The sequence below is a fragment of the Curtobacterium sp. ZW137 genome, from assembly GCF_003762905.1.
In the GTDB taxonomy this organism is placed as follows: Bacteria; Actinomycetota; Actinomycetes; order Actinomycetales; family Microbacteriaceae; genus Curtobacterium.
Map to the genome: position 1 here is coordinate 153,175 of NZ_RJKS01000004.1, position 24,890 is coordinate 178,064.

The window sequence follows — 24,890 nt, forward strand, 5'->3', positions numbered from 1 at the left end:
CCCACACGGCTGCGCACCGGCGACGGACGGGCCCCACACCACCGTCCGGTCTCCCCCGGCTCACCCGTGCCCCCTCGCGATGACGCAGCGCGCCCGAACGAACCGCCCGACAACCGGAATCGATGACAGGACACAACTCCGACCTCCCCACCACCACCAACAGCACGCGCCGCGCGGCCCTGGACACCCCCGGCCGCCGGATGCGCCGTGCACTCCGGAAGCGCGGCGTGCTCATCGCCGGCGGTGCCGCGGTGCTCGCGATCGCCGGGGGCGCACTGACCGTCGGCACGCAGCCCGCGATCGGTGAGGCCATCGGCATGCCGACCGCCACCCCGACCCCCGGGCTCAACGGCACCGCGCTCGACCGGGCGCAGGCAGCCGCGACGATCGAGACCGCGAAGACCATCGTCGCGACCGCGAACGACAAGACCGACACGACGGCGCTCGAGCAGCGGATCACCTCGCTGTCCGACTACACGAAGCTCTCCGGCGGCGCGCTCAGCGCCCGCATCGAGTCGACCGTCGACACCACGCAGGACGTCGCCCAGGCGAGCGCCGACCAGGACAAGCACGACGCCGACGCAGCCGCGGCGGCCGCCGCAGCCGCCAAGGCGAAGGCGGACGCAGCAGCCAAGGCGCAGGCCGAGGCCGCGAAGGCCGCAGCGGCAGCAGCCGCGAAGGCGAAGGCCCAGGCGGCCGCGAACACCCCCGCCGCCGCGAAGGCCACCGCCAGCTCCCTGGCGTCGTCGCAGTACGGCTGGGGCTCCGACCAGTTCCAGTGCCTCGACAGCCTCTGGACCAAGGAGTCCGGCTGGGACTACCAGGCGTACAACGCCTCGGGCGCGACCGGCATCCCGCAGGCACTCCCCGGGTCGAAGATGGCGACGATCGCATCCGACTGGCAGACCAACGCGACCACCCAGGTGACCTGGGGACTCAAGTACATCAAGGACGCGTACGGCACCCCGTGCTCGGCATGGGCGCACTCGCAGGCGACCAACTTCTACTGAGCACGCACCACGACGGGGCTCCTGGGTTTCCCCAGGGGCCCCGTTCTCGTGTAGTCATGCACAGTGACGACGATCGGACTCCGCCGCATGGGACCGCGCGACCCCGCCGAGGGGCACCGCGCCGCGAGTCCCCTCGAGCTGCTCTTCGACCTGGTCTTCGTCGTCGCGGTCGGATTCGCCGCGACGAACCTGCACGAGATCGAGACCGAGGGGCACGTCAGCTCGGCGATCCTGTCGTTCGCGATGGTGTTCTTCTCGATCTGGTGGGCCTGGCTGAACTTCTCGTGGTTCGCCACGTCGTTCGACATCGACGACTGGCTCTACCGCGTGATGACGTTCGTGCAGATGGCGGGCGTGCTCGTGCTCGCCGCGGGCGTCGGGCCCGCGATGCAGGACGGCTCGTTCACCATCGTGGTCGTCGGGTACGTCGTGATGCGGCTGGCGCTCGTCGGCCAGTGGATCCGCGTCGCCGTGTCCTCCGCGCGCTACCGGTCGACCGCGCTGCACTACGTGGTCGGCATCACCGTGGTCCAGGTGTTCTGGGTCGCGATGCTGCTCCTGCCCGCGCACGCGCAACTGTTCGTCGCGCCGGTGCTCGTGTTCTTCGAGGTCCTCATCCCGATCTGGGCAGAGTCGCGCGCCGAGACGACGCCGTGGCACCGGCACCACATCGCCGAGCGCTACGCCCTGTTCACGCTCATCGTCCTCGGTGAGGGACTCGTCGCGTCCGCGAGCGCCGTCATCGACGGGCTCCGGGACGCCGAGCACCTCGGACCGTTGCTCGTCCTCGCCGCCGGCGGGCTCGTGATCGTCGCCGGGCTGTGGTGGATCTACTTCTCCCGCGAGCAGCACGAGCACATCCGCGGGCTGCGGAGCGCGCTGGTCTTCGGCTACGGCCACTACTTCGTGTTCGCGGCCGCAGCGGCGCTGCCCGCCGGGATCGAGGTCGCCGTCAGCGCCGACGCGGGCGAGGCGGACCTGTCCCACGCGTCCGTCGCCGCCACGATCGCGGTGCCGGTCGCGCTGTTCGTCGCGTCGATCTGGGCGCTCGCGCTCCGGCCGTCGCTGTCGGTCCGCTCGAACGTCGTGGTCGTGGTGCTGACGCTCGCGATCCTCGCGAGCATCGCGGTGCCGGAGGTCTCGCTCGTGGCGACCGCCCTGTTGGTCGCGGCGATCGTCGTGGTCCTGGAGGTCGCGGCCCTGCGGCCCACCCGCTGACGGACGGGAGGCTCGTGGCGGCGCCGCCACGGGCCTCCCGTCCGGCGCCCTGGCCGCCGGTCAGCGCTCCCGACGCGCGTCTTGCGCTCGTGGGGCGCGTCCTGCGCTCCCGACGTGTGTCCTGCGCTCCCGACGCGGAACGACAACCTCGCTGTCGTACGACAGCGACCTCGTCGTCACCGCGCGCCTGCAACTGTTGCGGACGCGCGATGGCGACGATCTCGTTGTCGTACGACGACGGCTCTGTCGCTCCTTCGCGGCGCAACGACCTCGGCGCCGACGCGGAACGACCCGGTCCCGACGCGGAACGACGACCGGCGGAACCGGGGAGCCGCGGTCAGCCGACGCGCGCGATGCGGACGTCGACGCGCGCCAGCGTCAGCCCGTGCTCCGCACACTGGGCGAGCACCGCGTGGTGCACCGCCCGCGCGACCTGCGGAGCCGGCAACACGCCGTCAGTCCCGATGACGACGCGGAGGACGTCGCCGTCGAGGACGACTCGCGCCGCTTCCGTGGCGTGCCGGACCGCGGCGACGGTGCTCTGCAGCGTCGGACGGGCCCGGTAGACCTCGGCGACGCCGGGGACCGCGAGGACGGCCGCCTCGACCGCGACGAGTGCTGGTACCTGCTCGACGTCGCTCATGCGCCCGCCTCCCCGGTGGTGTCGGTGCTGTCGGTCGGTGCCGGGTGCCCGACGATGAGGTCGCGGACCAGCACGTCGATCGCCTCGACGACCAGGTCCGTCTGCTCCCGGAGCGCCGAGTCGACCGCGGCCCGCACCAGGTCGGCGGTGGCCGGGATGGAGGGGCCCGCGACGATCGCGACCTCGACCGTGACCCGGACCGGCGCCGCGAGCTCGGTCACGTCACCGTCGATCGAGCACCGTGCGACGACGATCCCCGGGACGGCGTCCCCGGCGCGGCGGACCAGGGAGCGGATCGCACCCTCGGTCATCACCGGGTGCTCGGTGGCGGCCTCCGCACGCAGCGGGACGTCGCGGCCGGAGCGTGCCTCCAGCGAGATGTTCGCCAGGACGCCGCCGATCCACGAGTCGTCGGCGGGTGCTTCGTCGCGGGCGGCCGCCTCGAGCGAGCCGAGCGACGCCTGCCGCAGCCGGATGATCGCGGCGAGGGCGTTCTGGCATGCGGGCGAGCCGTCGATGCTCGGGTCCACCGGCTGCATCCCGGCGTCCAGGTAGTCGGCGAGCTCGTCGATCGTGTGGCCGTCGAGGTCTTCGGGTTCGAGTGCCGAGAGGACCACGTTCTCGGGTGCGTCGGTCATCGCCATCCCTCCATCAGTCGGATCATGTTCTTCCTGGCGCGGGAGAGCAGTCCGCGGACGGTCGAGAGTGGCACACCGAGCTCCTCGGCGATCTCCTCGTAGCGGTACTCCAGCACTTCCTTCATGAGCCAGCACCGCCGTTGCGCCTCGGGCAGGGCCGCGAGCGCGACCTCGACCGCCTGTTCACGGTCGTGCGCCTCGGCGACGCGCTCGGGCGCGCCGTCGTCCGGTGCCGCGACCTCGAGCTCGGTGACGTCGTCATGGTCACGGCGGGCGCGGATCCGGTCGAGGCACTTCCGGCTGAGGATCCGCATCAGCCACGCCTTGACGTGCGCACGGTCCTCGAGCGAATCGAGGCGGTTCCAGGCCGTGATGAAGGTCTCCTGGACGACGTCGTCGAGCTCGTCGGTCGAGCCGAGGGTCCGCCGAGCGTAGGCACGGAGCAGCGGGGTGTGCCGACGGATCAGGATCTCGAAGGCACGGACGTCGCCGTCGGCGGACCGACCGGCGAGGACGCCGTCGTCGAGTTCCGCCAGTGGCGTCCGGTTCGGTGGGTGTTGCACGGTTTCCTTCTACTGGTCGCAGTTGCGGGATCGCTGGTGTTCCCGTCCTCGCATCTGGGACGGTCCCCGGACGGCATTCGTCACGCCGGTCCACGAAGTGCCAGGTTCCGCTCGGGGTCCCGGATGCGGCAGGCTGGGCGCATGTCGCTCGTCACCGCCGTCTGCCGCGTCGACCGCCTGCTCCCCGACTCGGGCACGATCGGGATCACCGCGATCGACAAGCGCCCCGTCGACGGCCCCGTCCGGGTGCGGCCGCTCGGGCTCTACGCGGACGTCCAGGCGGACCGCAAGCACCACGGCGGCGAGGACCAGGCCGTCTACGCGTACGCCGACGAGGACGCCGCGTACTTCGCCGAGGTGCTCGACCGACCGGTCCCCGCCGGGCTCTTCGGCGAGAACCTCCGGACCACCGGGATCGACGTCACCGGTGCCGTCACCGGGGAGCGCTGGCGGGTCGGGGCGACCCTCGAACTCGAGGTCACCATCCCCCGGATCCCCTGCGGGACCTTCGCCCGCCGGATCGGCGTCGACAAGTGGGTCAAGCGGTTCACCGAGGAAGGACGTCCCGGTGCGTACTTCCGCGTGCTGAAGTCCGGGCCCGTCGCAGCGGGCGACCCGATCGAGGTGCTGTCCCGACCGGAGCACGGCGTGACGATCGGGGACGTGTTCGCCGGACTCACGCCGGCGCAGGCGCAGGCCGTGCTGGACGCGTCGGCGCCGGGCGCCGGTGGCCGTCCGCTCGCGCCGAAGGTGCTCCGCGAGGTCACGAAGGTCCTGGCACGCGTCGACGCGTGAGTCCCGGGGCGCGTCGGCGTCGACGCGTGAGTCCCGGGGCGCGTCAGCGTCGGCGCGTGAGTCCCCGGCTGCGTCAGCGCACGACGCGGAAGCGGGCGACCTCGACCAAGTCGTCGTCCCCGAGCGACGGGTAGTGCGCCAGGAGTCCGGCGCGCAGGTCCGCGACGCTGCCGGCGTGCTCGTCGCGGGCGTCGTCGGCATCGATCTCGTCGACGCGCTTCCGGGCGACGGACTCGACCACCGCGCCGGTCGTCGTGAACCCCTCGGCGTCCTCGTCCTCGAACACGAAGGTGGTCGGACCGGTGCCCTGCGGGTCGTCGTGGCGGATCGTCGCGGTCTTCCGGCCGGCCAGCACGTCGTCGCGGTAACGGCCGTTGAACCGGACGATCCTCGGGGCGGGACGGTCCGGCCAGGCGTAGGCGTGCGGCAGGAGCGTCCGCACCGGGACGCCCACCGGCTCGCCGTCGCCTTCCCCGCCCGCGTCGGCGCCGGGCACCAGGACCAGCACGTGCGGGTGCAGGTCGAGCAGCACCTGTCGGCAACGCCCACACGGGGCGAGCACCCCGCGGTCACCGTCCCCGACCGCCACGATCGCCATCACCGGGTCGTCCGAGACCGCCGCGGCCGCGCCGAGCACCGCGAGTTCCGCGCACGGGCCACCCGTGAAGTGGAAGACGTTCGCCGCGGTGTGGACGCGTCCGGACAGGTCGATCGCCGCCGCGGCGACGGTGTGGGTGCCGCCGTGCGTCCCGTCCCCGGGGAGTCGGGCAGCGGCTGCCGTCGCCGCGTCGAGGATCATCCTGTCGGTGCGCCAGAGCATGCCCCCACCCTGCCAGGAGTTCCGGCCCGCGTCAGCGCTCGTCGCGTCAGCTTTCGTCGCGTCAGCTTTCGTCGCGTCGCCGCTGCGGGTCGATCGGCCGCTTCGCCCGGGGCAGCCCGGCGACCACGAGCTCGTACGCGTTCGCGACGAGGTCCTCCACGAGGGTCTCGTCGATCCCCGCACCCGGTGACAGCGTGATCCAGTGCCGCTTGTTCATGTGCCACCCCGGCGTGATCTCCTCGTGGTCACGCACCAGCGCCGCGCCGTGGGGTGGCGCGCACTTGAGGTTCACGATCGGCACCCCGCGGAGCTCCGAGGTCATCACGAACATCTTCCCGACGACCTTGTAGACGAGGGCGCCCTCCCCGAACGGCGCTGTCGCTTCGGTCGCCGGCAGCGCGAGCGCCGTGCGGGCCGCGACCTCGTGCAGTGCCTCGCCGTCCATGTCCCCAGCATGCCGCAGGCTCCCCTGGACTGGGGAGGGCACCCGGAACCGAGGAATCGTTACGATCGGCTCTGCCGCGTACCCGACGCGGCAGTGACCACCCGTGGGGGAACCATGCGCATCATCCGGACCATCGGCATCGCGGCGACCGCGATCGTCCTCGCCACCACCGTCTCGGTCGGCACCGCGGTCTCCGCCGAGGCCGCGACGACCACGTACAAGAACTGCGACGCCGTGCACAAGGTGTACTCCGGCGGGATCGCGAAGAAGGCCACGAAGGACAACACCGTCCGCTCCGGCGGCAAGGTCACCCACCGTGCGTTCAAGGGCACCGTGAAGAAGGACGACGCGCTCTACAAGGCGAACAAGAAGCTCGACGCGGACGCCGACGGGATCGCCTGCGAGAAGAGCTGACGCGCGCCGCGCGTCCCGCGCCGCCGCCGTTCTACCGAGACGCCGCTGATCTGCCGAGACGCCGCCACTTTCCGCGGCGTCTCGAGCGGACGGCGGCGTTCCGCGCGCCCGGAGACGCGCCACCCGCGCCCGCGCCGCGCGCCGCGCGCCCCGCGCCCCGCGTCAGAGCGTCGGCACGCCCTCGCCGCCGGACCGCGGCCGCGCCGTCCCGGCGACGCCGGTCACGACCGACCCCGCCGGGACGTCCTTCGTGACGACCGTGTTCGCCCCGACGACCGAGTCGTCCCCGACGGTGATCGCACCGATGAGCGACGATCCTGCGCCGAGCACCACGCGGTCCCCCACCGTCGGGTGCCGCTTCGCGCCCGGCCCGTGGGCACCGCCGCGCCCGCCGAGGGTCACCCCGTGGAACACCAGCACGTCGTCGCCGACCACGGCGGTCTCGCCGATGACGACCCCCATGCCGTGGTCGATGAAGAACCGCCGGCCGATGCGGGCGCCCGGGTGGATCTCGATGCCGGTCAGCGCCCGCGCGGTCTGCGCCACGACCCGGGCGGCGAACCGGGACCCGGGCAGGTCACGTGCGATCCAGAGCCGGTGCGCGATCCGGTACGCCCAGATGGCGTGCAGCCCGGAGTAGACGACGGCGTTCTCGAGGTCTCCGCGGGCAGCGGGGTCTCCACGGCGCGCTGCAGCGAGGTCCTCCCGGACGGTCCGCAGCACGCCTCGTCGGCGACGGGTCACGCAGTGAGTCCCTCGAACAGCACGGTGGACAGGTAGCGCTCACCGGTGTCGCACACGATCGCGACGACGCGCTTGCCGGCGTTCTCGGGCCGCGCGGCGATCTCGAGCGCCGCGTGGATGATCGCGCCGGAGGAGATCCCCGCGAGGATGCCCTCGTCCGTCGCGAGCGCCCGGGCCACGCGCAGGGCGTCGTCCAGTTCGACGTCGAAGACCTCGTCGATCACCGACTGGTCGAGCACCTCCGGGATGAAGTTCGCACCGATGCCGGCGATCTTGTGCGGGCCGGCCTTGCCCTCGGTGAGCAGGGGCGAGTCCTTCGGCTCCACCGCGACGATCTGCACGCCGGGCACACGCTCCTTCAGGACCTGGCCGACGCCCGTGATCGTGCCACCCGTGCCGACGCCCGCGACGAACACGTCGACGTGACCCTCGGTGTCGCGGAGGATCTCCTGCGCCGTCGTCTTCCGGTGGATCGCGGCGTTCGCAGCGGTCTCGAACTGGTGGGCGAGGATCGCGCCGGGCGTCTCGTCGACGATGGACGCCGCCTTCGACACGGCGCCCTTCATGCCCTCGGCGCCGGGCGTCAGGACGATCTCCGCCCCGTAGGCGCGCATCACGGCGCGGCGCTCGACGCTCATGGTCTCGGGCATCGTGATGACGACCTTGTACCCGCGGGCAGCACCGACGAGGGCGAGTGCGATGCCCGTGTTGCCGGACGAGCCCTCGACGATGGTGCCGCCGGGCTCCAGCTCGCCGGACTCCTCTGCCGCGTCGATGATCGCGACGCCGAGCCGGTCCTTCACACTCGCACCCGGGTTGTAGAACTCGAGCTTCGCGAGCACCTCTGCGCCGCCGTCGGCTGGCAGCCGGTTCAGCCGCACCAGCGGGGTGTTGCCGAACGCCTGCGAGATGTTGTCGTAGATGGTGCCGGTCATCGGTTCCGTCCTCACTCGGGTCACGTCCGCGACCCTGTCTGGAGGCGCGGTGTGCGCCCGATCCTAGCCACCGGAACCGACCCGGCCCTGTCCATGACGTGCCCCGCGTCGGCGACGCGGGCCGGGCCTCCAGGCCGCTGATACCAGCCAGCGGAGAAAGCGACAGCGCGGACACGATCGCGCGCCGCATCTTGCCGCTCGCTGTCGCTTTCGACGCTGTCTCCTTCGTGGACGACGTCCGCCGTCGTGGGTTGCGAGTAGGTTGCGCCGCAACGACGAGGAGGTCGCCATGTACGCACCCGAGCAACCCGAGGCCGCACCACCCGTGGTCGACCGAGCCGCGTTCGACGACGCACTCGCCGCGCAGGTCCGCGACGAGAAGGAACTCACCCGTCACGGCGACCGCGTCTCGGCGGGGCGACGCCGCCTGCCGATGGTCCGGGTCGACGACTACGCGTTCACCGGACCGAACGGCCCCGTCCGGCTGACCGAGCTGTTCGGCGACCGGTACATGCTGCTCGTGCAGAACGTCATGTACGCCCCGTCGTGGGACGAGGCCTGCCCGGCGTGCACGTGGGGCGTCGACAACCTGCCCGCGGACATGGGGCGGCTCGAGGAGGAGGGGATCGCGTTCGCGATGATCGCGCAGGCCCCGATCGAGAAGCTCGACGCGTGGAAGGCCTCGCACGGCTGGCCGCACACCTGGGTGTCCTCCGGCGGGACGAGCTACCACGACGACTGGGGGTGGACGCAGCCCGAGGGCCCGGTGCCCGGGTACTCGTACTACCTGCTCCGCGACGGCGTCCCCTAACTGACGTACTCGACGACCGCCCGCGGCACCGAGGCGATCAGTCCGGTCGCGCACATCATGGACCGCACGGTGTACGGGCGGCAGCAGGAGTGGGAGGACAGCCCGGCGGGCTGGCCGCAGTTCCCCACGTACGGCTGAGCCGGGTTCGGCGCGCCCGCTCGGCTGAGCCGCGCTCGGCTGCCCGCGCTCGGCTGCCCGGCGCTCGGCTGCCCGGGCTGCTTGCTACCGCACCAGTGCGGTCCGGCCGAACCGCTCGTCGGTGGCCTCGAGCACGCGGAGGACGTTCCCGCCCGCCAGCGCCTCGAGGTCCGACGCGCCCCACCCCCGGCGCTCCAGTTCCGCGGCGAGCACCGGGTACCGCGACACGTCCCGGACGTCCGGCGGCAGCACCGGCGTGCCGTCGTAGTCCCCGCCGAGGCCGATGTGCTCCGCGCCGGCGACCTCCCGCGCGTGTTCGACGTGGTCGGCGACGTCGGACACCGTGACGAGTGGGCCCTCACCCACCGAACCCGCTTCCTCCCAGTCCGCCCACGCGCGGGAGACGAACTTCGGCACGAACGTGATCATCACGACGCCGCCGTTCTCCGCGAGGCGCCCGAGCACGTCGTCCGGCACGTTCCTCGGGTGGTCGTTGACCGCGATGGTCGAGGAGTGGCTGAACACGACGGGCTGCGTGGCGACGTCGAGCGTGTCCCGCATGGTCGCGGGCGCGGTGTGGGACAGGTCGACGAGCATGCCGATCCGCTCCATCTCGGCGACGACTGCACGCCCCCGGTCCGTCAGGCCGCCGTGGGCCCGTGCGCCGGTCGCGGAGTCCGCCCACGGGGTGTCGTCGTTGTGCGTCAGGGTCATGTAGCGGACCCCGAGCCGGGCGAGGTCGCGGAGCACCGCGAGGTCGTCGCCGATCGAGTGCCCGCCCTCGGCGCCGAGCAGCGACGCGATGCGGCCGCTCGCGATCGCCGCACGGACCTCGGGGGCGGTGCGGGCGAGCGCGAGGTCGTCCGGGTACCGCTCGATCAGCCGGTGTGCGACGTCGATCTGCTGCAGGGTCGTCCGGACCGGGTCGGGCTCGTCCGCGGGGACGAACACCGACCAGAACTGCCCCACGACGCCCCCGGCGCGGAGCTTCGGGATGTCGGTGTGCAGCGAGCCGTCCTCGGTGTCCACGCCCTCGACCCCGGAGCCGTGCGACTCGCGGCGCTCCCAGGGCAGGTCGTTGTGGCCGTCGATCACCGGGAAGGGAAACGTCATGCCACCGACGCTACCGGTCCGGGCACAATGGCCCCGTGACCGTGTCGTTCCGCCTCGTGACCCACCTCGACGTGCCCCCGGCGGAGGCCTTCGCGCTGTCACTCGACATCGGTGCGCACGAGCGGTCGCTCGCCGCGACCGGGGAGCGTGCCGTCGCCGGCACCGTGTCGGGACCCATCGGCCTCGGCGAGACGGTCACGTTCCGCGCGCGGCACCTCGGGGTGGTCTGGCGGTTGACGAGCAAGATCACCGCGCTGGAGGCTCCGGCCCGCTTCGTCGACGAACAGGTCCGTGGTCCGTTCGCCCACTTCCACCACGAACACCGGTTCGAGCCGTCGGGTCCCGGCACACGGATGGTCGACGACGTCACGTTCCGCGCGCCGCTCGGCCCGCTCGGGCGTTTGGCCGAGGTGCTCGTGCTCGCGTGGTACATGCCCCGCGTGCTCGCGGCGCGGAACCGGGTGCTGGCGGCGGAGCTGCGTCGGCCGGGTGCCGCGTAGGAAGTCGAATCGCGCGTAGGTGGTCGATTCGCGCGTAGGTGGTCGAATCGCGCGTAGGCGGTCCGAAGTTCCGACCCCCTACGCGCGATTCGACTTCCCATCGCACGCGGTGTGGGAAGGAACGCGCGTGGTGAGTGTCCCGGCGCGGGCCTGCCGGGCCGGCGGCCCGCCGGGCCGGCGGCCCGCCGGGCCGGCGGCCCGCCGGGCCGGCGGCCCGCCGGGCAGGCCAGGGCGGCGCGGGCCCAGCGCGCCCGCCGGTTCCGATCGCCGGCGCACAACCAAGAACACTCCGCACCACGCGATTGCGTGGTGCGGAGTGTTCTTGGTTGGGCGAAGTGCTCGCGCACCGCGCAGCAGCCGCGCGCTCAGGGGGCGGCGAGCTCGCCGAGGGAGTCGTACGCCGCCGCGACCGCGTCGACCCGGGCACGCCCGGCGGGCCCCGACGCCTCGTACACGTCGTTCGCGATCGCCGCGACGACCGCGAACAGCGCCGCCAGCGAGTCGAACGCGGACGGCGAGTCCACCGGGCAGAGGATCGTGGTCGCCGCCGGGGCCGCGATCACCGCAGCGGTCGGGTCACCGATCACGACGACGTCCGCGCCGGATGCCACGCAGTGCCGCACCAGCCGGTCGATCCCGGCCGCGTGCCGCCGCACGGTCACGACGACGACGAGGTCGCGGCGGTCGAGGTCCGCCACTTCTTCCCCGAGGCGCTGTCCCGGCGCGGGTCCCACCCGGACGTCCGGCCGGACCTGCGCGAGTTGCGCCCGGAGCTGCAGGGCGATCGGGTGCGCACCGCGCTCCCCGAAGACGAGCACCCGCCGCGCCCGCATGATGCGGCGCGCGAGCCGGGGCCGCTCGGCACGCGCGAGCGAGGCGAACGCGGCATCGAGGTTCCGCGACTCCACGGCCCGCTGGTCGACGTGGGCAGCGTCCTCCGCAGCCCACGGCAGCCCGGTGCCCCGGGCGGACATGAGTTCCTGACGGACCTCGGCGGCATCCTGGAACCCGAGGGAACGGACGAGCCGCGAGACCGTGGCCTTCGAGGTGCCCGACTCGGCCGCGAGCTGCGCCGAGGTGCCGACGAGCAGGAGTTCCGGGTCGTGCCGGACCATCGCGGCCACGCGCCGCTCGGCGGGCGAGAGCTGCTCCCACACGGAGTCGATGCGCCCGCGGACGTCGGGCTGCACGGCGGTCACGACGCCGCTCCGGACGAGGGGGCCGCAGCGAGGTGCAGGACGGCGGCCGCGAGCGCGTCGAGCCCGAGGGCGATGTCGTCCTCGGAGACGAACTCGTCCGGGTGGTGGCTGATGCCGTCCGGGTTCCGGAGGAACAGCATCGCGACGTCGGTGACGAGCCCGAGCGACATCGCGTCGTGGCCGGCGCGGGAGAACAGTTCGAGGGGCTGCTGCTCCCCCGTGGCGACGATCCCCGCGCGGACGGCGTCCATCAGGCGTGGGGCGCAGAACACCGCCGGGGCACGGTGCACCTCGGTCGGTTCGACGCTGACACCCCGGCGTTCGCCGATCAGCACGAACGCCTTCGTGATCTCGTCCCACACCCGGTCGCGTCCGTCGTCGAACTCACCGCGGAGGTCCACGGAGAACCGTGCGAGGCCGGGGACGACGTTCACGGCGCCGGGCTCGACCGTCATCGTGCCGACGGTGCCGACGTGCTGCGACGCCCGGCAGATCCGCTCGACGGCGAGTGCCGCTTCGGCCGCGGCGAGGAGCGCGTCGTGCCGTCGTTCGTACGGGGTGCCGCCGGCGTGCCGGGCTTCGCCGACGGCTTCGACCGTGAAACGCCGCGCGCTCGCGATGCTCGTCACGACGCCGAGAGCCTGCCCGGCCGCTTCGAGGTACGGGCCTTGCTCGATGTGCGCTTCGAGGTACCCGACGAGCCGGGACGGGTCGACCGCGGCGTCGGCGACGCGTGCGGGGTCGAGCCCGAAGTCGGTGAAGGCCTGACGGAGGGTGACGCCGTCGTCGTCGGTGAGGTCCCACCAGGAGTCGTCCCAGACCCCCGCGACCGCGGAGGACCCGAGGAGCGCCTTGCCGAACCGGGTCCCTTCTTCGTCGGAGAACGCGATCACCTGGATGCCGAACGGCAGCGGACCCGTGGCGGCGAGCCGGGCCACGGTGGCGATGCCCATGAGCACGCCGACGATCCCGTCGTACCGGCCGGCGTCCACGACGGTGTCGAGGTGCGACCCGATGAGCAGCACCGGCGCGTCCGGGGTGGCTCCGGGGACGCTGCCGTGCAGGTTCCCGGCGTCGTCCTGCCACGTGGTCAGCCCGGCGTCCTGCATCCACCGCGCGACGATCGTGTTCACGCGGGCGTGCTCCGGCGAGAGGTAGACGCGGGTGAGGTGTCCCGGCGTCGCGGACACGGCGGCGAGGTCGTCGCACCAGCCCACGATCGTCGCGGCCTGCTGCCGGGCGAGTGCCGAGGCGGCGAGCGTCGCGGCACTCACGAGCGCACCAGCGGAGCGGCGGCAGCCGCAGCAGGGGCAGGGGCAGACGCAGCAGAAGCGGGGGCAGCGCCGGCGTAGACGTCGAGTGCCGCGTCCACGCCACCGCCCTGCGGCACCGCGAACCCGCCGCGCCGCAGCGCCTGCTCGAGCGCGGCGAGCGTCGTCACGACGGCGTCCTTGCGGGCGTTGTAGCCCATGGTCCCGATGCGCCAGACCTTGCCGTGCAGCGGTCCGAACGACGTGCCGATCTCGATGCCGTGGTCTTCGAGCAGGGACCCGCGGACGGCGTCCCCGGAGACGGCGGACGGGATCGTGACGGCGACGACGTTGTGCATCTTGTGCGCGACGTCGCCGAAGACCTGGAGCCCGAGGGCCTGCACCCCGGACAGCATCGCCCGACCGGCGAGTTCGTGCCGCGCGATCACGGCGTCACGCCCTTCGTCGAGCAGGATGCGGGCGCACTCGTTCGCGGCGTAGAGCATCGAGGCCGCCTCGGTGTGGTGGTTCAACCGCCGCGGTCCCCAGTAGTCCAGGATCATCGCGAGGTCGAGGTAGTTCGAGCGGATCGGGTGCTCGGACACGTCGTCCCCGGGTTCGCGGATACCGGCCTCGACGCTGCGTCGGCCGTCGAGCACCGAGACGGCCCGCGGGGACAGGGTCAACGGCGCGCTCCCGGACGGGCCGCCGAGGCACTTCTGCAGCCCGGCGCTCACCGCGTCGATCCCCCACGCGTCGGTCTCGAGCGGGTTGCCGCCGATCGTCGCCGTAGCATCCGTGTAGAACAGCACGCCGTGCCGTTCGCAGATCGCCCCGAGCTCGTCGAGCGGCTGGTTCATCGTGGTCGAGGTGTCGCCCTGCACGATCGCGAGCAGCTTCGGCCGGACCCGGACGATCGCGTCTTCGATCACGGAGGTCGGGAACACCTGCCCCCAGGCCGTCTCGATGGTGTGCACGTCGGCTCCGGCACGTCCGGCGATCTCGGCGAGCAGGTGCCCGAACCGGCCGAACACCGGGACGAGCACGCGGTCCCCCGGTGCGAGGAGCGACACGAGCGCCGCTTCGATGCCGGCGCGGGAGGTGCCGTCGACGAGCACGGTCGCGTCGTTCTCGGTGCCGAACACCTGCCGGTACAGCGCCTGCGTCTCGGTCATCGCCCCGGTCATCCAGGGGTCGTACTGTCCGACGAGCGGCGTCGAGAGCGCGCGCAGCACGCGGGGGTCGGCGTTGATCGGGCCGGGGCCCATGAGGAGCCGGGCGGGTGGGTTCACCGGGTGCATTGGTCTCTCCGTTCCGTGATCGAGACTACTGGAACGATCGTTACAGCAGTGTTTCGGCGAGCTCGACGATCGCCCGGTCCGAGCCGGCCGGGCCGACGAGGCAGACCCCGACGGGAGCGCCGTCGACGGTGAGGAGCGGCGCACTCACGGCGGGCAGGCCGCCGACGCCGGCCACGGCCGTCATCCGCAGGGTGGCGGCGCGCGTGCGCAGGACGGCGTCCCCGGATGCGGTCCGCAGCGGGGCCGGTCCCGGAACGGACGGGAGGCACAACACGCCACCGCCGATCGCGTCCCGCACCAGGGTGCGCAGCTCCTCGAGCCGCACGCGCGCCGCACCCTCGGCCGCCGCCGTGATCGTGGCGGCCGTGGCGAAGCGCGCTGCCACGTCGTCGCCGAGGGCCCCGGGATGCTCGGCGATCCAGGGTCCGTCGTTCCGCCAGGCTTCTGCTGCCTGCACGACCCGGAGCGTCTCCGCGAGGTCGTCGAGCGCCGGCAGCTCGATGCGCCGCACGGCCCGTCCGTGGCGCTGCAGCCAGGCGTCGAACGCCGCGCGGGTGTCGGGTTCGACGGCGGCGAGCAGGGCGTCGCTGACCAGGAGTTCCTCGTCGTCGACCGCGGTGCAGCGCCCCGGCAGCGAGATCGCGGCGGCAGCGGCGAGCACCGATGACGAGCGGGCGATCCACCCGACCGTGTCGAACGACTGCGCGAGCGGCAGCACCCCGTCGCGCGGGACGGCGTCGTGCGTCGTCCGGAGCCCCCACAGCCCTTGGTACGACGCCGGCACGCGGAGGCTCCCGGCGGTGTCCGTGCCGAGACCGAGGTCCGCCTCCCCCAGCGCGACGGCAGACGCCGAACCCGAGGTCGATCCGCCCCCGATCCGCATCGGGTCGGCCCCGTTCGGCGGCGACCCGAAGTGGGCGTTCCGGCCGGCGAGCGCGTACGCGAACTCGTCGGTGCGGGCGATCCCGGTGACGACCGCGCCGGCGTCGAGGAGCACCTGCACCGCCGATGCCGACCGGGTCGACACCGGTGCCGAGCGCTCCCAGGTCGGGTTGCCCGCGCCGACGACGTGCCCGGCGACGGCGAACAGGTCCTTGACGGCCACCCGGACCCCGGCGAGGGGACCGTCGGCGGCTCCGTGCACGAGGGGGTCCCCGACGACCCGCCAGATCGACCGGTCGAACGCCTTCGGCCGACCGGTGACGTGGGCCGTGCGGATCCGCCAGCGCCCCTCGGTCCGGCACCAGAGCTGGGTCTGCAGGCCACGACCGCCGCCGACGAACTCGGACTCCCCCACGACGAGCGCGGCGTCCGGGGCGAGCTGGTGGACGTCCACGGCCGTGATCACCCGCCGCGCGACGCCGCCCCGACCACCCCGGAACGCGCTGATCCGGTCGTGCCCGCGGAGGAGTCCGGTGTCGTCGCCGCGGAGCGTCTCCGGGCCGGGCGCGAACAGCGCGTCGAGCGCTGCGGTGTCGTCCGCCATCAGGGCGTCCTCGTAGGCGGTGAACGCCGGCTCGAGGCCGTCCGGCCACACGCCGGTCAGCATCATGCGCCGACCGCCGCGAAGTCGCGCTTGCGCACGGTGGCGTGGGCACCGCACACCAGGTCGACGACCTGCGAGATCCGGAAGTCGGTCGCCGCGCTGAGGTACGCGTACGCGATGTGCTCGTCGACACCCCACCGCGCCCGGAGCAGTGCGATCGCGGCACGCACGCAGCGGCGGACTGCTTCGTCGAGGTCCTCGTGCATGCCGGTCGGGACGAGGTACTCGGTCGTCTCCGCGATCGGGCCGACGAGCGCGCCGAATCGTCGGAGCGCTTCGGTTCTGGGAACGAGGTCCAGGCGCAGGGTCAGGCGGAGCGAGGCTTCCATGGCCGTGAGTGCCACCTCTCCGTCGCCCTGCGCGAAGTGCGGGTCGCCGACGTACACGCCGGCGCCCGGGACGAACACGGGCAGGTGCAGCGTGGCGCCGGCGGTGAGCAGGGCGATGTCGACGTTCCCGCCGTGCGGCCCCGGCGGCACCGAGTGCGCCCGCACGTCGGAGTCGGGTGTGACCCCGACGATCCCTGGGAAGGGGGCGAGCGGGAACGTGATCGTCCGGGGTCCGCCCTCGACGACGGGGAGCCGGCCGTGGTCGACCCCGTCACGCGAGACGACGTCGGCGAACACGGACACCGGTTCCTCGGCACGGGGCAGCTCGCCGGGCAGGGCGCCACGACCGTGCCGGTTCGAGATGACCCCGTACGGCACCCGCGGCTCGGCCCGGAGGATCGTGACCGAGACCACGTCCCCGGGCTCCGCACCCGTGACCGCGATCGGCCGGGACACCACGTGTGGGCCGTCGGCGGGGTCACGGGTGAGCGTCCGCGCGATGTCGACGGCGTCGGTGAGCACCTCCGCGGCGGCGACACCGTGCCGGCCGAAGTACCCGACCGGGTCCGATCCCTGGTCGGCGAGGATGCCCTCGTGCGAGACGGTGTCGATCGTCACGACGGTCCCCGGCGCGACGGACAGCACCGGCGCGTCCGTCCGGGACGGCAGCCGTCCCCACAGCACGTCGTCGGGCGTGGACCCCAGGAACTCACCCACGTGGCACCAGCGCTCCGGCGATCACCGAGACGGACGTGACGCCGTCGGTGGTGGTCGTGATCCGCTCCCCGCGCAACCAGGTCTCGGTGACGCGCCCCAGTGCATCCAGCCCGGCGAACGCGGAGACCGCGTTCCGGTGCGCGAGCCCGGCCGCCTCGATGACCGCGGTGGCGGCGGGGTCGAACACGGCGAGGTGGGCGAGGGCTCCGGGGGCGATCCGGCCGCGGTCGGTGAAGCCGGCGAGCGACGCCGGGCCGGTCGTGAACCAGGGCAGGACGCGCTCGAGCGGGATGCTGCGTCGTGACGCTTCGGTCCAGACGGCGCGGAAGCCGACCTGGAGCCCGGCGATCCCGCCCCATGCGAGCCCCCAGTCGTCGACCTTGAGGTCGGCGGTGGACGGGGAGTGGTCCGAGACGACCATGTCGATCGTGCCGTCGAGCAGGCCCTGCCAGAGCGCGTCGCGGTTGGCGTCGTCACGGATGGGCGGGCAGCACTTGAACTCGGTGGCGCCGTCCGGGATCGTGGCGGCGTCGAACGCGAGGTAGTGCGGGCAGGTCTCGACCGTGATCCGCACGCCGTCGTCCTTCGCGGCGCGGATCATCCCCAGGGCGCCCGCGTCCGAGAGGTGCAGGACGTGCACGCGCGCGCCGGTCGCCCGCGCTCCGTCGATGACCTGCGCGATCGCCGACCGCTCGGCGCGGGCCGGCCGGGTCGCCAGGAAGTCCGCGTAGTGAGCGCCGAGCTCGTCGTGGTCGATGAGGTGCTCCGGGTCCTCGGCGTGCACGATGAGGAGCGCGTCGATCGCGGCGACCTCTTCGATCGCGCCCTGCAGCTGCGCGGCGTCGAGGTGCGGGAACTCGTCGACGCCGGACGGTGCGGTGAAGCACTTGAACCCGAAGACGCCGCGGTCGTGCAGGGCGTCGAGCGACCCGAGGACCTCGGGGACCGCACCGCCCCAGAAGCCGACGTCGACCGCGACCCGTCCCTCGGCGCTGGCCTGCTTGACGGCCAGCGCCCCGGGCGTCGTCGTCGCGGGGATCGAGTTGAGCGGCATGTCGATGATCGTGGTCACGCCGCCGAGTGCTGCGGCGCGGGTGGCGGAGGCGAAGCCCTCCCACTCGGTGCGACCCGGCTCGTTGACGTGCACGTGCGTGTCGACGAGCCCGGGGAGCAGCACGTGGCCGTCCGGGACGACCTGTACGTCCGGGTCGGGGACGGTCGCGTCGAGCGGCAAGATCTCAGCGACCCGCCCGTCCCGCACCACGACGGTGGCCGGCCGGAACGCCCCGTCGATCCACGCGCGCTCGGCGCGGAAGACGGTCATGCGTCCACCCGCGCGGCGCGCTCGAACGGGGCCAGCAACCCGGACATCGCCTTGGACGGCGGGGCCGCGTACTCGCCGCGCTTGCCCGTCGTGAGTCCCAGCCGCACCAGGGACTCCGCGAGCACCGTCGCGGCGGCGACCCCGTCGACGACCGGAGCGCCGATCGCCCGCGAGACCTCGGCACAGAAGTCCGCCATCCCCGCGCACCCGAGCACCACGGCGTCGGCGCCGCCGGCGATGACGGCACGGCACTCCGCGGTGACGAGGTCGCGCGCGCCGGACGCCGGGTCGTCGAGTTCGAGCACGGGGACCTCGCACGCACGGATCTCGGTGACGAGCGGGGCGAAGCCGTAGCGCTCGGCGAGCTCGTGCGCCCGGCCCGTCGTGCGGGCGAGCGTGGTGACGACCCCGAACCGGCGACCGAGCATCGCCGCAGCGTGGAACCCGGCTTCCGCGATCCCGATGACCGGGCCGCTCGCGAGTTCCCGAACGGCGTCGAGCCCCGGATCGCCGAAGCACGCGACGACGTAGGCGTCCACGCCGTCCTGCTCCCCCAGGGCGATCTGCTCGAGGAGCCCCGGGACCGCCAGGGCTTCTTCGTAGTGGCTCTCGATCGAGGCGGGCCCCATCGTCGGGTTCACCGCTTCGACCACGGTGCCGACGCCGGCGACCGCCGATGCGGCGGCGCCGATCGACCGGGTCATCGAGGCGGTGGTGTTGGGGTTGACGACGCGGATGCGCATCGGGGTCCTTCCGGTGGAGCGGTGGAACAGCTGGTCGTGACCATCGTTGCGGGGCCGAGCCGAGCCTCCAGGTCGGAGTGCCCGGACTGTGGACGGACGGACGCCGCGACCCGTCGGTGGAGGACGGGTCGCGGCGTCGGCGCTCAGGCGCGACCGATGGCGGCGCCGTCGTCGACGGTCGGGTCGTCGGCGTCGAGGACCGGCATGCTCGGGCGGACCCGCTCGAGGCCCCAGAACACCAGGAGTCCGAGGCCGCAGCCGATGAACCAGCTGTAGTTGCTGAGGCCGGGCAGGATGCCGAGGGCCGGCGGCAGCACCGCACTCGCCACGGAGACCAGCCCGGTCCCGACCAGCGTCCACACCGCGTTCGGGTTGAACCCACGGCGGTACCAGTACCGGGCGCCGGTGTTCTTCGTGTACATGTCGTCGACCGCGACGCGCTGCTTCGCGACCAGGTAGTAGCCGGCGATGAGGATCCCGAACAGCGGTCCGATCAGCGCACCGAGGATGCCGAGCGTGTAGAGGATCGCCTGGTCGTTGCCGTACCAGTTCCAGGGGGTGAGGAGCACGGAACCGACGGCGGCGATCATGCCGCCCATCCGCCAGCTGATCTTCCGCGGGGCGACGTTGGAGAAGTCGAACGCTGGGCTGATGAAGTTCGCGACGATGTTGATGCCGACGGTCGCCGTGACGAAGGTCAGGCCGCCGAGCAGGATCGCGAACGGTGCGTCGATCGCCTGCACCGTCTGGATCGGGTCGGTGATGAGCTTGCCGAAGACCGGCACCGTGGCGCTCGCGCAGAGGACGGTGAGGATCGAGAAGAACAGGAAGTTGACCGGCAGACCCCACATGTTGCCGCGCTTGACCGCCTGGAACGACTTGCCGTAGCGCGAGAAGTCACCGAAGTTCAGCATCGGGCCGGAGAAGTAGCTGACCACGATGGCGACCGCGGACAGCATCACCGGGATGCTCGCGCCGAACGACAGGGGCTTGCCGGCGGAGAGGTTGAACGAGATGTTCCCGATGCCGGCCTTGCTCACCAGGTAGATCGCCAGCGCGATCATCACGACGTAGACGGCGGGACCGGCCCAGTCGATGAACTTCTTGATCGCCTCCATCCCCATCGAGAAGAGGGCGGCCTGCGCCACCCACAGGATCGCGTAGGAGATCCACCCGAGTGCGGACAACCCGAGGAACGAGTGGTCCAGCAGCCCGGCCGAGGCGGGGATGAACTTGAGGAAGATGATGTTGAGCGACTGCGCGGCGAGGAACGTCTGCACGCCGTACCAGGCCATCGCGATGAGGCCGCGGATGATCGCGGGGACGTTCGCGCCGAGGACGCCGAACACCGCCCGGTTGATCACCGGGTACGGGACCCCGGTGCGCTGCGACGGCTTCGCGACGAGGTTCGCGAACACCTGCACGATGAGGATGCCGACCACCAGGGCGATGAGCACCTGCCAGCTCGCGATGCCGAGGGCGAAGAGCGACCCGGCGGTCACGTACCCACCGACCGAGTGCACGTCGGACATCCAGAACGCGAAGATGTTGTAGCTCGTCCAGGACTGCTTGCGGAGCGGGGCGAGGTCCTCGTTGGTGAGGGCCGGGTCGTACCCGGGCTTGATGACGCCGGCGCCCGCGGGGGCGTCCGGCGTGACGGGGGCGTGGGGCGCTGCGACGGGTGTCGCGATCTCTGTAGCCATGGCGTCCTCCGATGGGAGTGGGAAGCGGGGCGGTGCTTGCTTGTCGAGAAAGCTACGGACCCCGTTCGCCCCGGCCGTTTCCCCCTTGTAACGACCGTGTGTCACGCCACCCACCCTGAAACGCTCGTTCCAGGGCGGGCCAGCGAGTCAGGGCTGCACGTGCTCCAGGTCCGCCAGCAGGCTCGGGTGCACCGGCTCCCATCCGAGCGTCCGGCGCGTGATCTCGCTCGACGACGGCTGGTCGGTGGCGAAGATCGGGGCGAACGCGCCGAACGTCTCGTCCGCGACGCGCTCGACCGGCAGGCCGAGGCGCCGTCCGATCACCGCGGCGATGTCCCGGACGCGGTCCCCCTCGTCCGCCACGGCGTGCCAGGCCGTCCCCGCCGGCGCGCCCTCGAGCGCGAGCCGGAACAGGACCGCGGCGTCGCGGGCGTGCACCGCCGGCCACCGCTGCTCGCCGTCGCCCGGGTACCCCGCGACCCCGCTCTGCCTGGCGGTCTCGGTGAGGAGCCCCGCGAAGCCACCGGCACCGTCGGCGTGCACGGTCCGCGGCAGCCGGATCGCCGACGTCCGGACGCCGCGAGCGGCCAGTGCGAGCGCGGCGCCGACGGAACGGGCACGCCCGGCCACCGGGCCCTCCAGCGGCAGTGGGTCCGTCTCGACCGATCGACGTCCGGTGATCCAGGGCGTGCCCGACACGACGACGAACGGACGGTCGGTGCCGACGAGTTCCCCGCCGAGCGCGGCCATCGCCGCGGACTCCTCCTCGATGGCGCGGGTCAGGGCCTCCGGGGAGCTGAAGTCGTTCGAGAACGCCAGGCTGACGACACCGTCGGCGTGGCGGGCGCCGGCCCGCAGCACGTCGAGGTCCGTGATCGCGCCGGGGACGGGCGTCGCGCCGGCCGCGGCGAGCGCCGCTGCCGCGCGGTCGGAGCGGGCGAGCGCCGAGACGCTGTGGCCCGCCGTGATGAGCTCGGCGACGACCGCCGTGCCGATGGTGCCGGTGCCGCCGGTGACGAAGACGTGCATGGGGACTCCTCAAGTGATGGGACTGTTGTGCCATCACCATACGCCAGTAATGGCACTCTTGTCCTATCGCTTAGGATGGGCCCATGGCGCGATGGGAACCCGGTGCACGTGAGCGGCTCGTCCTGGCCGCCGTCGACCTGTTCTCCGAACAGGGCTACGACGAGACGACGGTCACCCAGATCGCCGAACGCGCCGGGGTCACCAAGAGCACCTTCTTCCGGCACTTCCCCGACAAGCGCGAACTCCTCGTCGCCGGCCAGGAGACCCTCAGCCGCCTCCTCGCCGAGGGCATCGCCGACGCACCCGCTGGCAGCAGCCCGCTCGACGCCGTCGCCGCCGGGCTCGACCGCGCCTCCGGCGAGATGGGCCCGATGAACCGGGAACTCGGACCACGCCTGAAGGCCGCCGTGGCCGCCAGCGCCGAGCTGCAGGAACGTGACGCCCTGAAGAGCGTCGGGATGGCCGCAGCCATGACTTCGGCACTCGTCGCCCGCGGTGTCGCCGAGGCCCCCGCACGACTCGCCAGCGAGATCGGCGTCCTGGCCTTCAAGCAGGGCTTCGACCGGTGGTCGGGCACCGCGCGGAACGACGACGACGGGCTCGCACGGCACACGCTCGCGGCGCTCGCCGAGCTGCGCGCCGCCACCGCGGCCCTGGGCTGACCCCGTGACGGACGGGAGGCCCGGTGCCAGCTGGCACCGGGCCTCCCGTCCGTCACGTGGTGACGATCACATCACCAGCAGGCGCGTGAACTGCGCTGCCGACACCTGCTGCGCAGGGCCACCGGCCGCGGGCACCCGCCAGAGCCCGGCAGTCGGGGCCTGGTCGATGTCGATGTACACGTCACCGGACTCGGTCGCCGCACCGATGTTCGCACCACGGGAACCCGCCGTGATCCCGGAGACCGGCACGGTCTTCGAGGACCCGGTCGAGCCGAGGACGAGCATGTTCGGGATGCTCCGGTCGATCGCGCAGCCGCCGGGGGTGCCGTACTCCGCCGGGCTCGTGCACCACTCGGCGGACTGCAGGAGCGAGAACGTCCCGGAGTTCGTCGCGGCGTACTCGAAGGCGATGTGCGTGCCGATGTGCTGCTGCACCGTCGCACCGGGCTTCAGGAGGTACCAGCCCCAGTAGCCGGCACCGCCGGGCGAGCGCTCGTTGAGGTACAGGTTCCCGTGGCCGTCGACGACGACCGCCGTCGCGTAGCCGAGCGTGTCGTTGCCGCCCGCGTAGGTGAGTGTGCGGGCGGTCGTCGTCCCGGACGGGGACGCCGTGTTCACGACGAGCGAGTCGCCGTTGCCGGCCTGGGTCGCGACGGTTCCGTCCCGTCCGACGCCCCAGGCGCGCTGGATCGAGGCACTCGGGGCGCCGAACCCGAGCAGCGTCTTCGGAGCACCACCAGTGACGGGCAGCTTCACGATCGAGCCGGACACCGAGTCGACCCAGTAGAGGTTCCCGGGGACGTCCGAGCGGAGGTCAGCGGTCAGGTGCAGGCCCGTCGCGACGGTCTTCGCCGCGCCGCCGCCCGCCGGGTACATCACGATGGACGTGAGGTCCGCAGACGGCACGAACACGTCACCCCGGTCGTCAGCGGTGAAGCCGGCGCCCTTCGCCGCGATCGTCGTCGGGGCGCCCGTGCCGCTCACCGGGAAGCGCACCACGGCACCGGCCGCGTTCAGTGCGAAGAGGGACTGCACGGTCGGGTCGGTCGTGGCGCCGGTCGCGGTGTGCTTCACCGTGACCGCCGGGCCGAGGCCCTTCGCACCGACCGCGCGCACCGCGAACGAGTACGTCGTCCGAGCCGTGAGGGCGCCGAAGTGGTCCGTCCGCGCCGACGCCTTGAGCTTGTCGACACCGTGGGTGGGCTGGTTCTCGGCCGGCGAGATCGTCACGCGCCAGCCGGTGATCTTCGGGCCGGTGCGCGGTGCGCTCCAGCTGACGTCGGCATCGCCGCCGACGCCCGTGACCTTGACGGCGGTCGGAGCGCCGGGCGTCGCGGCCGCTGGTGCGGCCTGCGCGGGCAGTGCTCCTCCCACGATGAGCGCGACCGCTGCGACAGCGGTCAGTGCGGCTCTGTACATGTCGGACCCCTTCTCGTGCCTCGGCTCCCTGTGCCGGGGCTGCGCACATGCTGACACCGGGTGGTGTCCCGCCGGAACGCGTTGTCCGGAACGTGCGGCATCGCGCAACCGCACGATCCGGGGTGGCCGGGGTCGTCCCGCGCTCGGTCGTTTCGCGCATAGGGAGTCGTTTCGCGCATAGGGAGTCGTTTCGCGCGTAGGGAGTCGTTTCGCGCGTAGGGGGTCGGAAGTTCCGACCCCCTACGCGCGATTCCACTTTCCATCACGGGCGGTGTGGGAAGGATCGCGCGTGGTCGCCGAGGCGCATCGGCACACGCTGCACCCGGCCTGGAGGCTCGGCGCACGCCCGCAACGCGCCCGCCGGCCCGGCAGGCGGTCCGGGTCAGGGCCGCGCGACGTACGTCCGCGTCGCCACGCCCGTGATCACGTGGGGGAACTCCTCGCCGGTGGGGACGAACCCGCCGGCCTCGTACAGCCGCACCGCGCGGTCGTTGTCCGCCAGGACGTGCAGTGCGACGGCGGGGTGCCCCTCCGCTCGTGCTGCGTCCTGGGCACCCGTGAGCAGGGCACGACCGACCCCGCGCGCCTCGAGCCCCGGACGTACGGCGAGCAGCGACAGGTACGCAGCATCGACGGGGTCCGTCGGCCGCCCGGTCCCCGGCGCCGTGACGAGCGCGAACCCGTCCACGACACCGTCCGGCCCCGCGGCCACCAGGCACGCCACCCGGGGCGCGGCGAACTTCTCCTGCGCCCGGGCCCGCGTCGCCGGGTGCTCCGGGATCTCGTCACGCGCAGCGACCGCGGCAGCCCACAGGTCGATGCACGCGGGGACCTCGTCCGGGGCGGCGGTACGCACGACCACGGACGACTCGATCACCCGA

At 72.8% G+C, this 24,890-nt stretch carries 26 protein-coding genes; 7 read left to right on the forward strand and 19 right to left on the reverse strand.

Features of this window, described 5'->3' with window-relative positions; genetic code table 11:
• Positions 1-122 precede the first annotated feature (122 nt).
• Together EDF55_RS18875 and EDF55_RS14070 are read left to right on the forward strand one after the other, a co-directional pair.
• Positions 123-1,010 carry a phospholipase gene (locus tag EDF55_RS18875; protein ID WP_185017410.1) on the forward strand — a complete coding sequence of 296 codons (888 nt, stop codon included), beginning with the start codon at positions 123-125 and terminating at the stop codon, positions 1,008-1,010.
• Between the two features lie 63 nt (positions 1,011-1,073).
• On the forward strand, positions 1,074-2,228 hold the full coding sequence (locus tag EDF55_RS14070) for a low temperature requirement protein A (RefSeq protein WP_243698245.1): 1,155 nt from the start codon (positions 1,074-1,076) through the stop codon (positions 2,226-2,228).
• Between the two features lie 337 nt (positions 2,229-2,565).
• Here the strand turns inward: EDF55_RS14070 and EDF55_RS14075 are convergent, their stop codons facing one another.
• From EDF55_RS14075 to EDF55_RS14085, 3 genes are read right to left on the reverse strand one after another with little or no spacing between them, the layout of a single operon-like run.
• The gene (locus tag EDF55_RS14075; protein ID WP_123655586.1) at positions 2,566-2,871 is read right to left on the reverse strand and encodes a hypothetical protein; all 306 of its coding nucleotides are present in this window, start codon (positions 2,869-2,871) and stop codon (positions 2,566-2,568) included.
• Complete coding sequence (locus EDF55_RS14080; protein ID WP_123655587.1) at positions 2,868-3,509, reverse strand: Asp23/Gls24 family envelope stress response protein; 642 nt, start codon at positions 3,507-3,509, stop codon at positions 2,868-2,870. Before EDF55_RS14080 ends, EDF55_RS14075 begins: the two co-directional genes overlap by 4 nt.
• Positions 3,506-4,072 carry an RNA polymerase sigma factor gene (locus EDF55_RS14085; RefSeq protein ID WP_123655588.1) on the reverse strand — a complete coding sequence of 189 codons (567 nt, stop codon included), beginning with the start codon at positions 4,070-4,072 and terminating at the stop codon, positions 3,506-3,508. Before EDF55_RS14085 ends, EDF55_RS14080 begins: the two co-directional genes overlap by 4 nt.
• A gap of 141 nt (positions 4,073-4,213) precedes the next feature.
• Between EDF55_RS14085 and EDF55_RS14090 the strand changes: the two genes are divergently transcribed.
• A complete protein-coding gene (locus EDF55_RS14090; RefSeq protein WP_123655589.1) occupies positions 4,214-4,867 on the forward strand; it encodes an MOSC domain-containing protein in 654 nt (217 codons plus the stop codon).
• Between the two features lie 73 nt (positions 4,868-4,940).
• On the opposite strand, the gene EDF55_RS14095 is transcribed toward EDF55_RS14090, so the two are convergent.
• A complete protein-coding gene (locus EDF55_RS14095; RefSeq protein WP_221180761.1) occupies positions 4,941-5,687 on the reverse strand; it encodes an ASCH domain-containing protein in 747 nt (248 codons plus the stop codon).
• 61 nt (positions 5,688-5,748) lie between these two features.
• A complete protein-coding gene (locus tag EDF55_RS14100) occupies positions 5,749-6,132 on the reverse strand; it encodes an MmcQ/YjbR family DNA-binding protein (RefSeq protein ID WP_123655590.1) in 384 nt (127 codons plus the stop codon).
• Between the two features lie 114 nt (positions 6,133-6,246).
• Here EDF55_RS14100 and EDF55_RS14105 point away from each other — a divergent pair, with 114 nt between their 5' ends.
• Positions 6,247-6,546, forward strand: coding sequence for an excalibur calcium-binding domain-containing protein (locus EDF55_RS14105; protein ID WP_123655591.1), 300 nt, complete (start codon positions 6,247-6,249; stop codon positions 6,544-6,546).
• A 162-nt stretch (positions 6,547-6,708) separates the two neighbouring features.
• Here the strand turns inward: EDF55_RS14105 and epsC are convergent, their stop codons facing one another.
• Entirely contained in the window at positions 6,709-7,290 is a 582-nt protein-coding gene (epsC, locus tag EDF55_RS14110; protein WP_243698248.1) for a serine O-acetyltransferase EpsC, read from the reverse strand.
• Entirely contained in the window at positions 7,287-8,225 is a 939-nt protein-coding gene (cysK, locus tag EDF55_RS14115; protein WP_123655592.1) for a cysteine synthase A, read from the reverse strand. The genes epsC and cysK overlap by 4 nt, the downstream gene beginning before the upstream one ends.
• Positions 8,226-8,514: 289 nt before the next feature.
• Between cysK and EDF55_RS14120 the strand changes: the two genes are divergently transcribed.
• Positions 8,515-9,036 (forward strand): DUF899 family protein, encoded by a 522-nt coding sequence (locus EDF55_RS14120; protein WP_221180762.1) that lies wholly within the window; start codon positions 8,515-8,517, stop codon positions 9,034-9,036.
• Between the two features lie 222 nt (positions 9,037-9,258).
• On the opposite strand, the gene EDF55_RS14125 is transcribed toward EDF55_RS14120, so the two are convergent.
• Positions 9,259-10,287, reverse strand: a complete 1,029-nt coding sequence (locus EDF55_RS14125; RefSeq protein ID WP_123655593.1) for a dipeptidase — start codon at positions 10,285-10,287, stop codon at positions 9,259-9,261.
• Positions 10,288-10,322: 35 nt separating this feature from the next.
• On the opposite strand from EDF55_RS14125, the gene EDF55_RS14130 reads away from it, so the two are divergent.
• Positions 10,323-10,787 (forward strand): SRPBCC family protein, encoded by a 465-nt coding sequence (locus EDF55_RS14130; protein ID WP_123655594.1) that lies wholly within the window; start codon positions 10,323-10,325, stop codon positions 10,785-10,787.
• 365 nt (positions 10,788-11,152) lie between these two features.
• Here EDF55_RS14130 and EDF55_RS14135 read toward each other — a convergent pair whose 3' ends face one another.
• The 9 genes from EDF55_RS14135 to EDF55_RS14175 all read right to left on the reverse strand — a co-directional run bounded on the left by EDF55_RS14135 (position 11,153) and on the right by EDF55_RS14175 (position 21,928).
• Complete coding sequence (locus tag EDF55_RS14135) at positions 11,153-11,986, reverse strand: MurR/RpiR family transcriptional regulator (protein WP_123655595.1); 834 nt, start codon at positions 11,984-11,986, stop codon at positions 11,153-11,155.
• The gene (locus EDF55_RS14140; RefSeq protein WP_123655596.1) at positions 11,983-13,260 is read right to left on the reverse strand and encodes an allantoate amidohydrolase; all 1,278 of its coding nucleotides are present in this window, start codon (positions 13,258-13,260) and stop codon (positions 11,983-11,985) included. Before EDF55_RS14140 ends, EDF55_RS14135 begins: the two co-directional genes overlap by 4 nt.
• Positions 13,257-14,537 (reverse strand): alanine--glyoxylate aminotransferase family protein, encoded by a 1,281-nt coding sequence (locus tag EDF55_RS14145; RefSeq protein WP_123655597.1) that lies wholly within the window; start codon positions 14,535-14,537, stop codon positions 13,257-13,259. Before EDF55_RS14145 ends, EDF55_RS14140 begins: the two co-directional genes overlap by 4 nt.
• Before the next feature lie 40 nt (positions 14,538-14,577).
• Positions 14,578-16,089: an AtzH-like domain-containing protein gene (locus EDF55_RS14150; protein WP_243698249.1), complete on the reverse strand. Its 1,512-nt coding sequence runs from the start codon at positions 16,087-16,089 to the stop codon at positions 14,578-14,580.
• The gene (locus EDF55_RS14155) at positions 16,086-17,129 is read right to left on the reverse strand and encodes an acetamidase/formamidase family protein (protein WP_123655598.1); all 1,044 of its coding nucleotides are present in this window, start codon (positions 17,127-17,129) and stop codon (positions 16,086-16,088) included. The genes EDF55_RS14150 and EDF55_RS14155 overlap by 4 nt, the downstream gene beginning before the upstream one ends.
• The gene (allB, locus tag EDF55_RS14160) at positions 17,122-18,453 is read right to left on the reverse strand and encodes an allantoinase AllB (RefSeq protein ID WP_123655599.1); all 1,332 of its coding nucleotides are present in this window, start codon (positions 18,451-18,453) and stop codon (positions 17,122-17,124) included. Before allB ends, EDF55_RS14155 begins: the two co-directional genes overlap by 8 nt.
• Positions 18,450-19,196 carry an aspartate/glutamate racemase family protein gene (locus tag EDF55_RS14165; RefSeq protein WP_123655600.1) on the reverse strand — a complete coding sequence of 249 codons (747 nt, stop codon included), beginning with the start codon at positions 19,194-19,196 and terminating at the stop codon, positions 18,450-18,452. Before EDF55_RS14165 ends, allB begins: the two co-directional genes overlap by 4 nt.
• A 143-nt stretch (positions 19,197-19,339) precedes the next feature.
• Positions 19,340-20,899, reverse strand: coding sequence for an NCS1 family nucleobase:cation symporter-1 (locus EDF55_RS14170; protein WP_123655601.1), 1,560 nt, complete (start codon positions 20,897-20,899; stop codon positions 19,340-19,342).
• Positions 20,900-21,046: 147 nt separating this feature from the next.
• Positions 21,047-21,928: an NAD-dependent epimerase/dehydratase family protein gene (locus tag EDF55_RS14175; RefSeq protein WP_123655602.1), complete on the reverse strand. Its 882-nt coding sequence runs from the start codon at positions 21,926-21,928 to the stop codon at positions 21,047-21,049.
• Between the two features lie 83 nt (positions 21,929-22,011).
• On the opposite strand from EDF55_RS14175, the gene EDF55_RS14180 reads away from it, so the two are divergent.
• Entirely contained in the window at positions 22,012-22,590 is a 579-nt protein-coding gene (locus EDF55_RS14180; RefSeq protein WP_123655603.1) for a TetR/AcrR family transcriptional regulator, read from the forward strand.
• A gap of 66 nt (positions 22,591-22,656) precedes the next feature.
• On the opposite strand, the gene EDF55_RS14185 is transcribed toward EDF55_RS14180, so the two are convergent.
• Both EDF55_RS14185 and EDF55_RS14190 read right to left on the reverse strand, forming a co-directional pair.
• Positions 22,657-24,009: a fibronectin type III domain-containing protein gene (locus EDF55_RS14185; protein WP_123655604.1), complete on the reverse strand. Its 1,353-nt coding sequence runs from the start codon at positions 24,007-24,009 to the stop codon at positions 22,657-22,659.
• Between the two features lie 382 nt (positions 24,010-24,391).
• Entirely contained in the window at positions 24,392-24,886 is a 495-nt protein-coding gene (locus EDF55_RS14190; protein WP_123655605.1) for a GNAT family N-acetyltransferase, read from the reverse strand.
• Positions 24,887-24,890: the final 4 nt, after the last annotated feature.

Coding starts and splice junctions, on each gene's coding strand:
- EDF55_RS14165 (WP_123655600.1), bottom strand. CDS start 19,196: ATGCGCATCCGCGTCGTCAACCCCAACACCACCGCCTCGATGACCCGG.
- EDF55_RS14125 (WP_123655593.1), bottom strand. CDS start 10,287: ATGACGTTTCCCTTCCCGGTGATCGACGGCCACAACGACCTGCCCTGG.
- EDF55_RS14180 (WP_123655603.1), top strand. CDS start 22,012: ATGGCGCGATGGGAACCCGGTGCACGTGAGCGGCTCGTCCTGGCCGCC.
- cysK (WP_123655592.1), bottom strand. CDS start 8,225: ATGACCGGCACCATCTACGACAACATCTCGCAGGCGTTCGGCAACACC.
- EDF55_RS14090 (WP_123655589.1), top strand. CDS start 4,214: ATGTCGCTCGTCACCGCCGTCTGCCGCGTCGACCGCCTGCTCCCCGAC.
- EDF55_RS14105 (WP_123655591.1), top strand. CDS start 6,247: ATGCGCATCATCCGGACCATCGGCATCGCGGCGACCGCGATCGTCCTC.
- EDF55_RS14120 (WP_221180762.1), top strand. CDS start 8,515: ATGTACGCACCCGAGCAACCCGAGGCCGCACCACCCGTGGTCGACCGA.
- allB (WP_123655599.1), bottom strand. CDS start 18,453: ATGACCGTCTTCCGCGCCGAGCGCGCGTGGATCGACGGGGCGTTCCGG.
- EDF55_RS14175 (WP_123655602.1), bottom strand. CDS start 21,928: ATGCACGTCTTCGTCACCGGCGGCACCGGCACCATCGGCACGGCGGTC.
- EDF55_RS14150 (WP_243698249.1), bottom strand. CDS start 16,089: ATGATGCTGACCGGCGTGTGGCCGGACGGCCTCGAGCCGGCGTTCACC.
- EDF55_RS14080 (WP_123655587.1), bottom strand. CDS start 3,509: ATGACCGACGCACCCGAGAACGTGGTCCTCTCGGCACTCGAACCCGAA.
- EDF55_RS18875 (WP_185017410.1), top strand. CDS start 123: ATGACAGGACACAACTCCGACCTCCCCACCACCACCAACAGCACGCGC.
- EDF55_RS14100 (WP_123655590.1), bottom strand. CDS start 6,132: ATGGACGGCGAGGCACTGCACGAGGTCGCGGCCCGCACGGCGCTCGCG.
- EDF55_RS14095 (WP_221180761.1), bottom strand. CDS start 5,687: ATGCTCTGGCGCACCGACAGGATGATCCTCGACGCGGCGACGGCAGCC.
- EDF55_RS14185 (WP_123655604.1), bottom strand. CDS start 24,009: ATGTACAGAGCCGCACTGACCGCTGTCGCAGCGGTCGCGCTCATCGTG.
- EDF55_RS14170 (WP_123655601.1), bottom strand. CDS start 20,899: ATGGCTACAGAGATCGCGACACCCGTCGCAGCGCCCCACGCCCCCGTC.
- EDF55_RS14145 (WP_123655597.1), bottom strand. CDS start 14,537: ATGCACCCGGTGAACCCACCCGCCCGGCTCCTCATGGGCCCCGGCCCG.
- EDF55_RS14075 (WP_123655586.1), bottom strand. CDS start 2,871: ATGAGCGACGTCGAGCAGGTACCAGCACTCGTCGCGGTCGAGGCGGCC.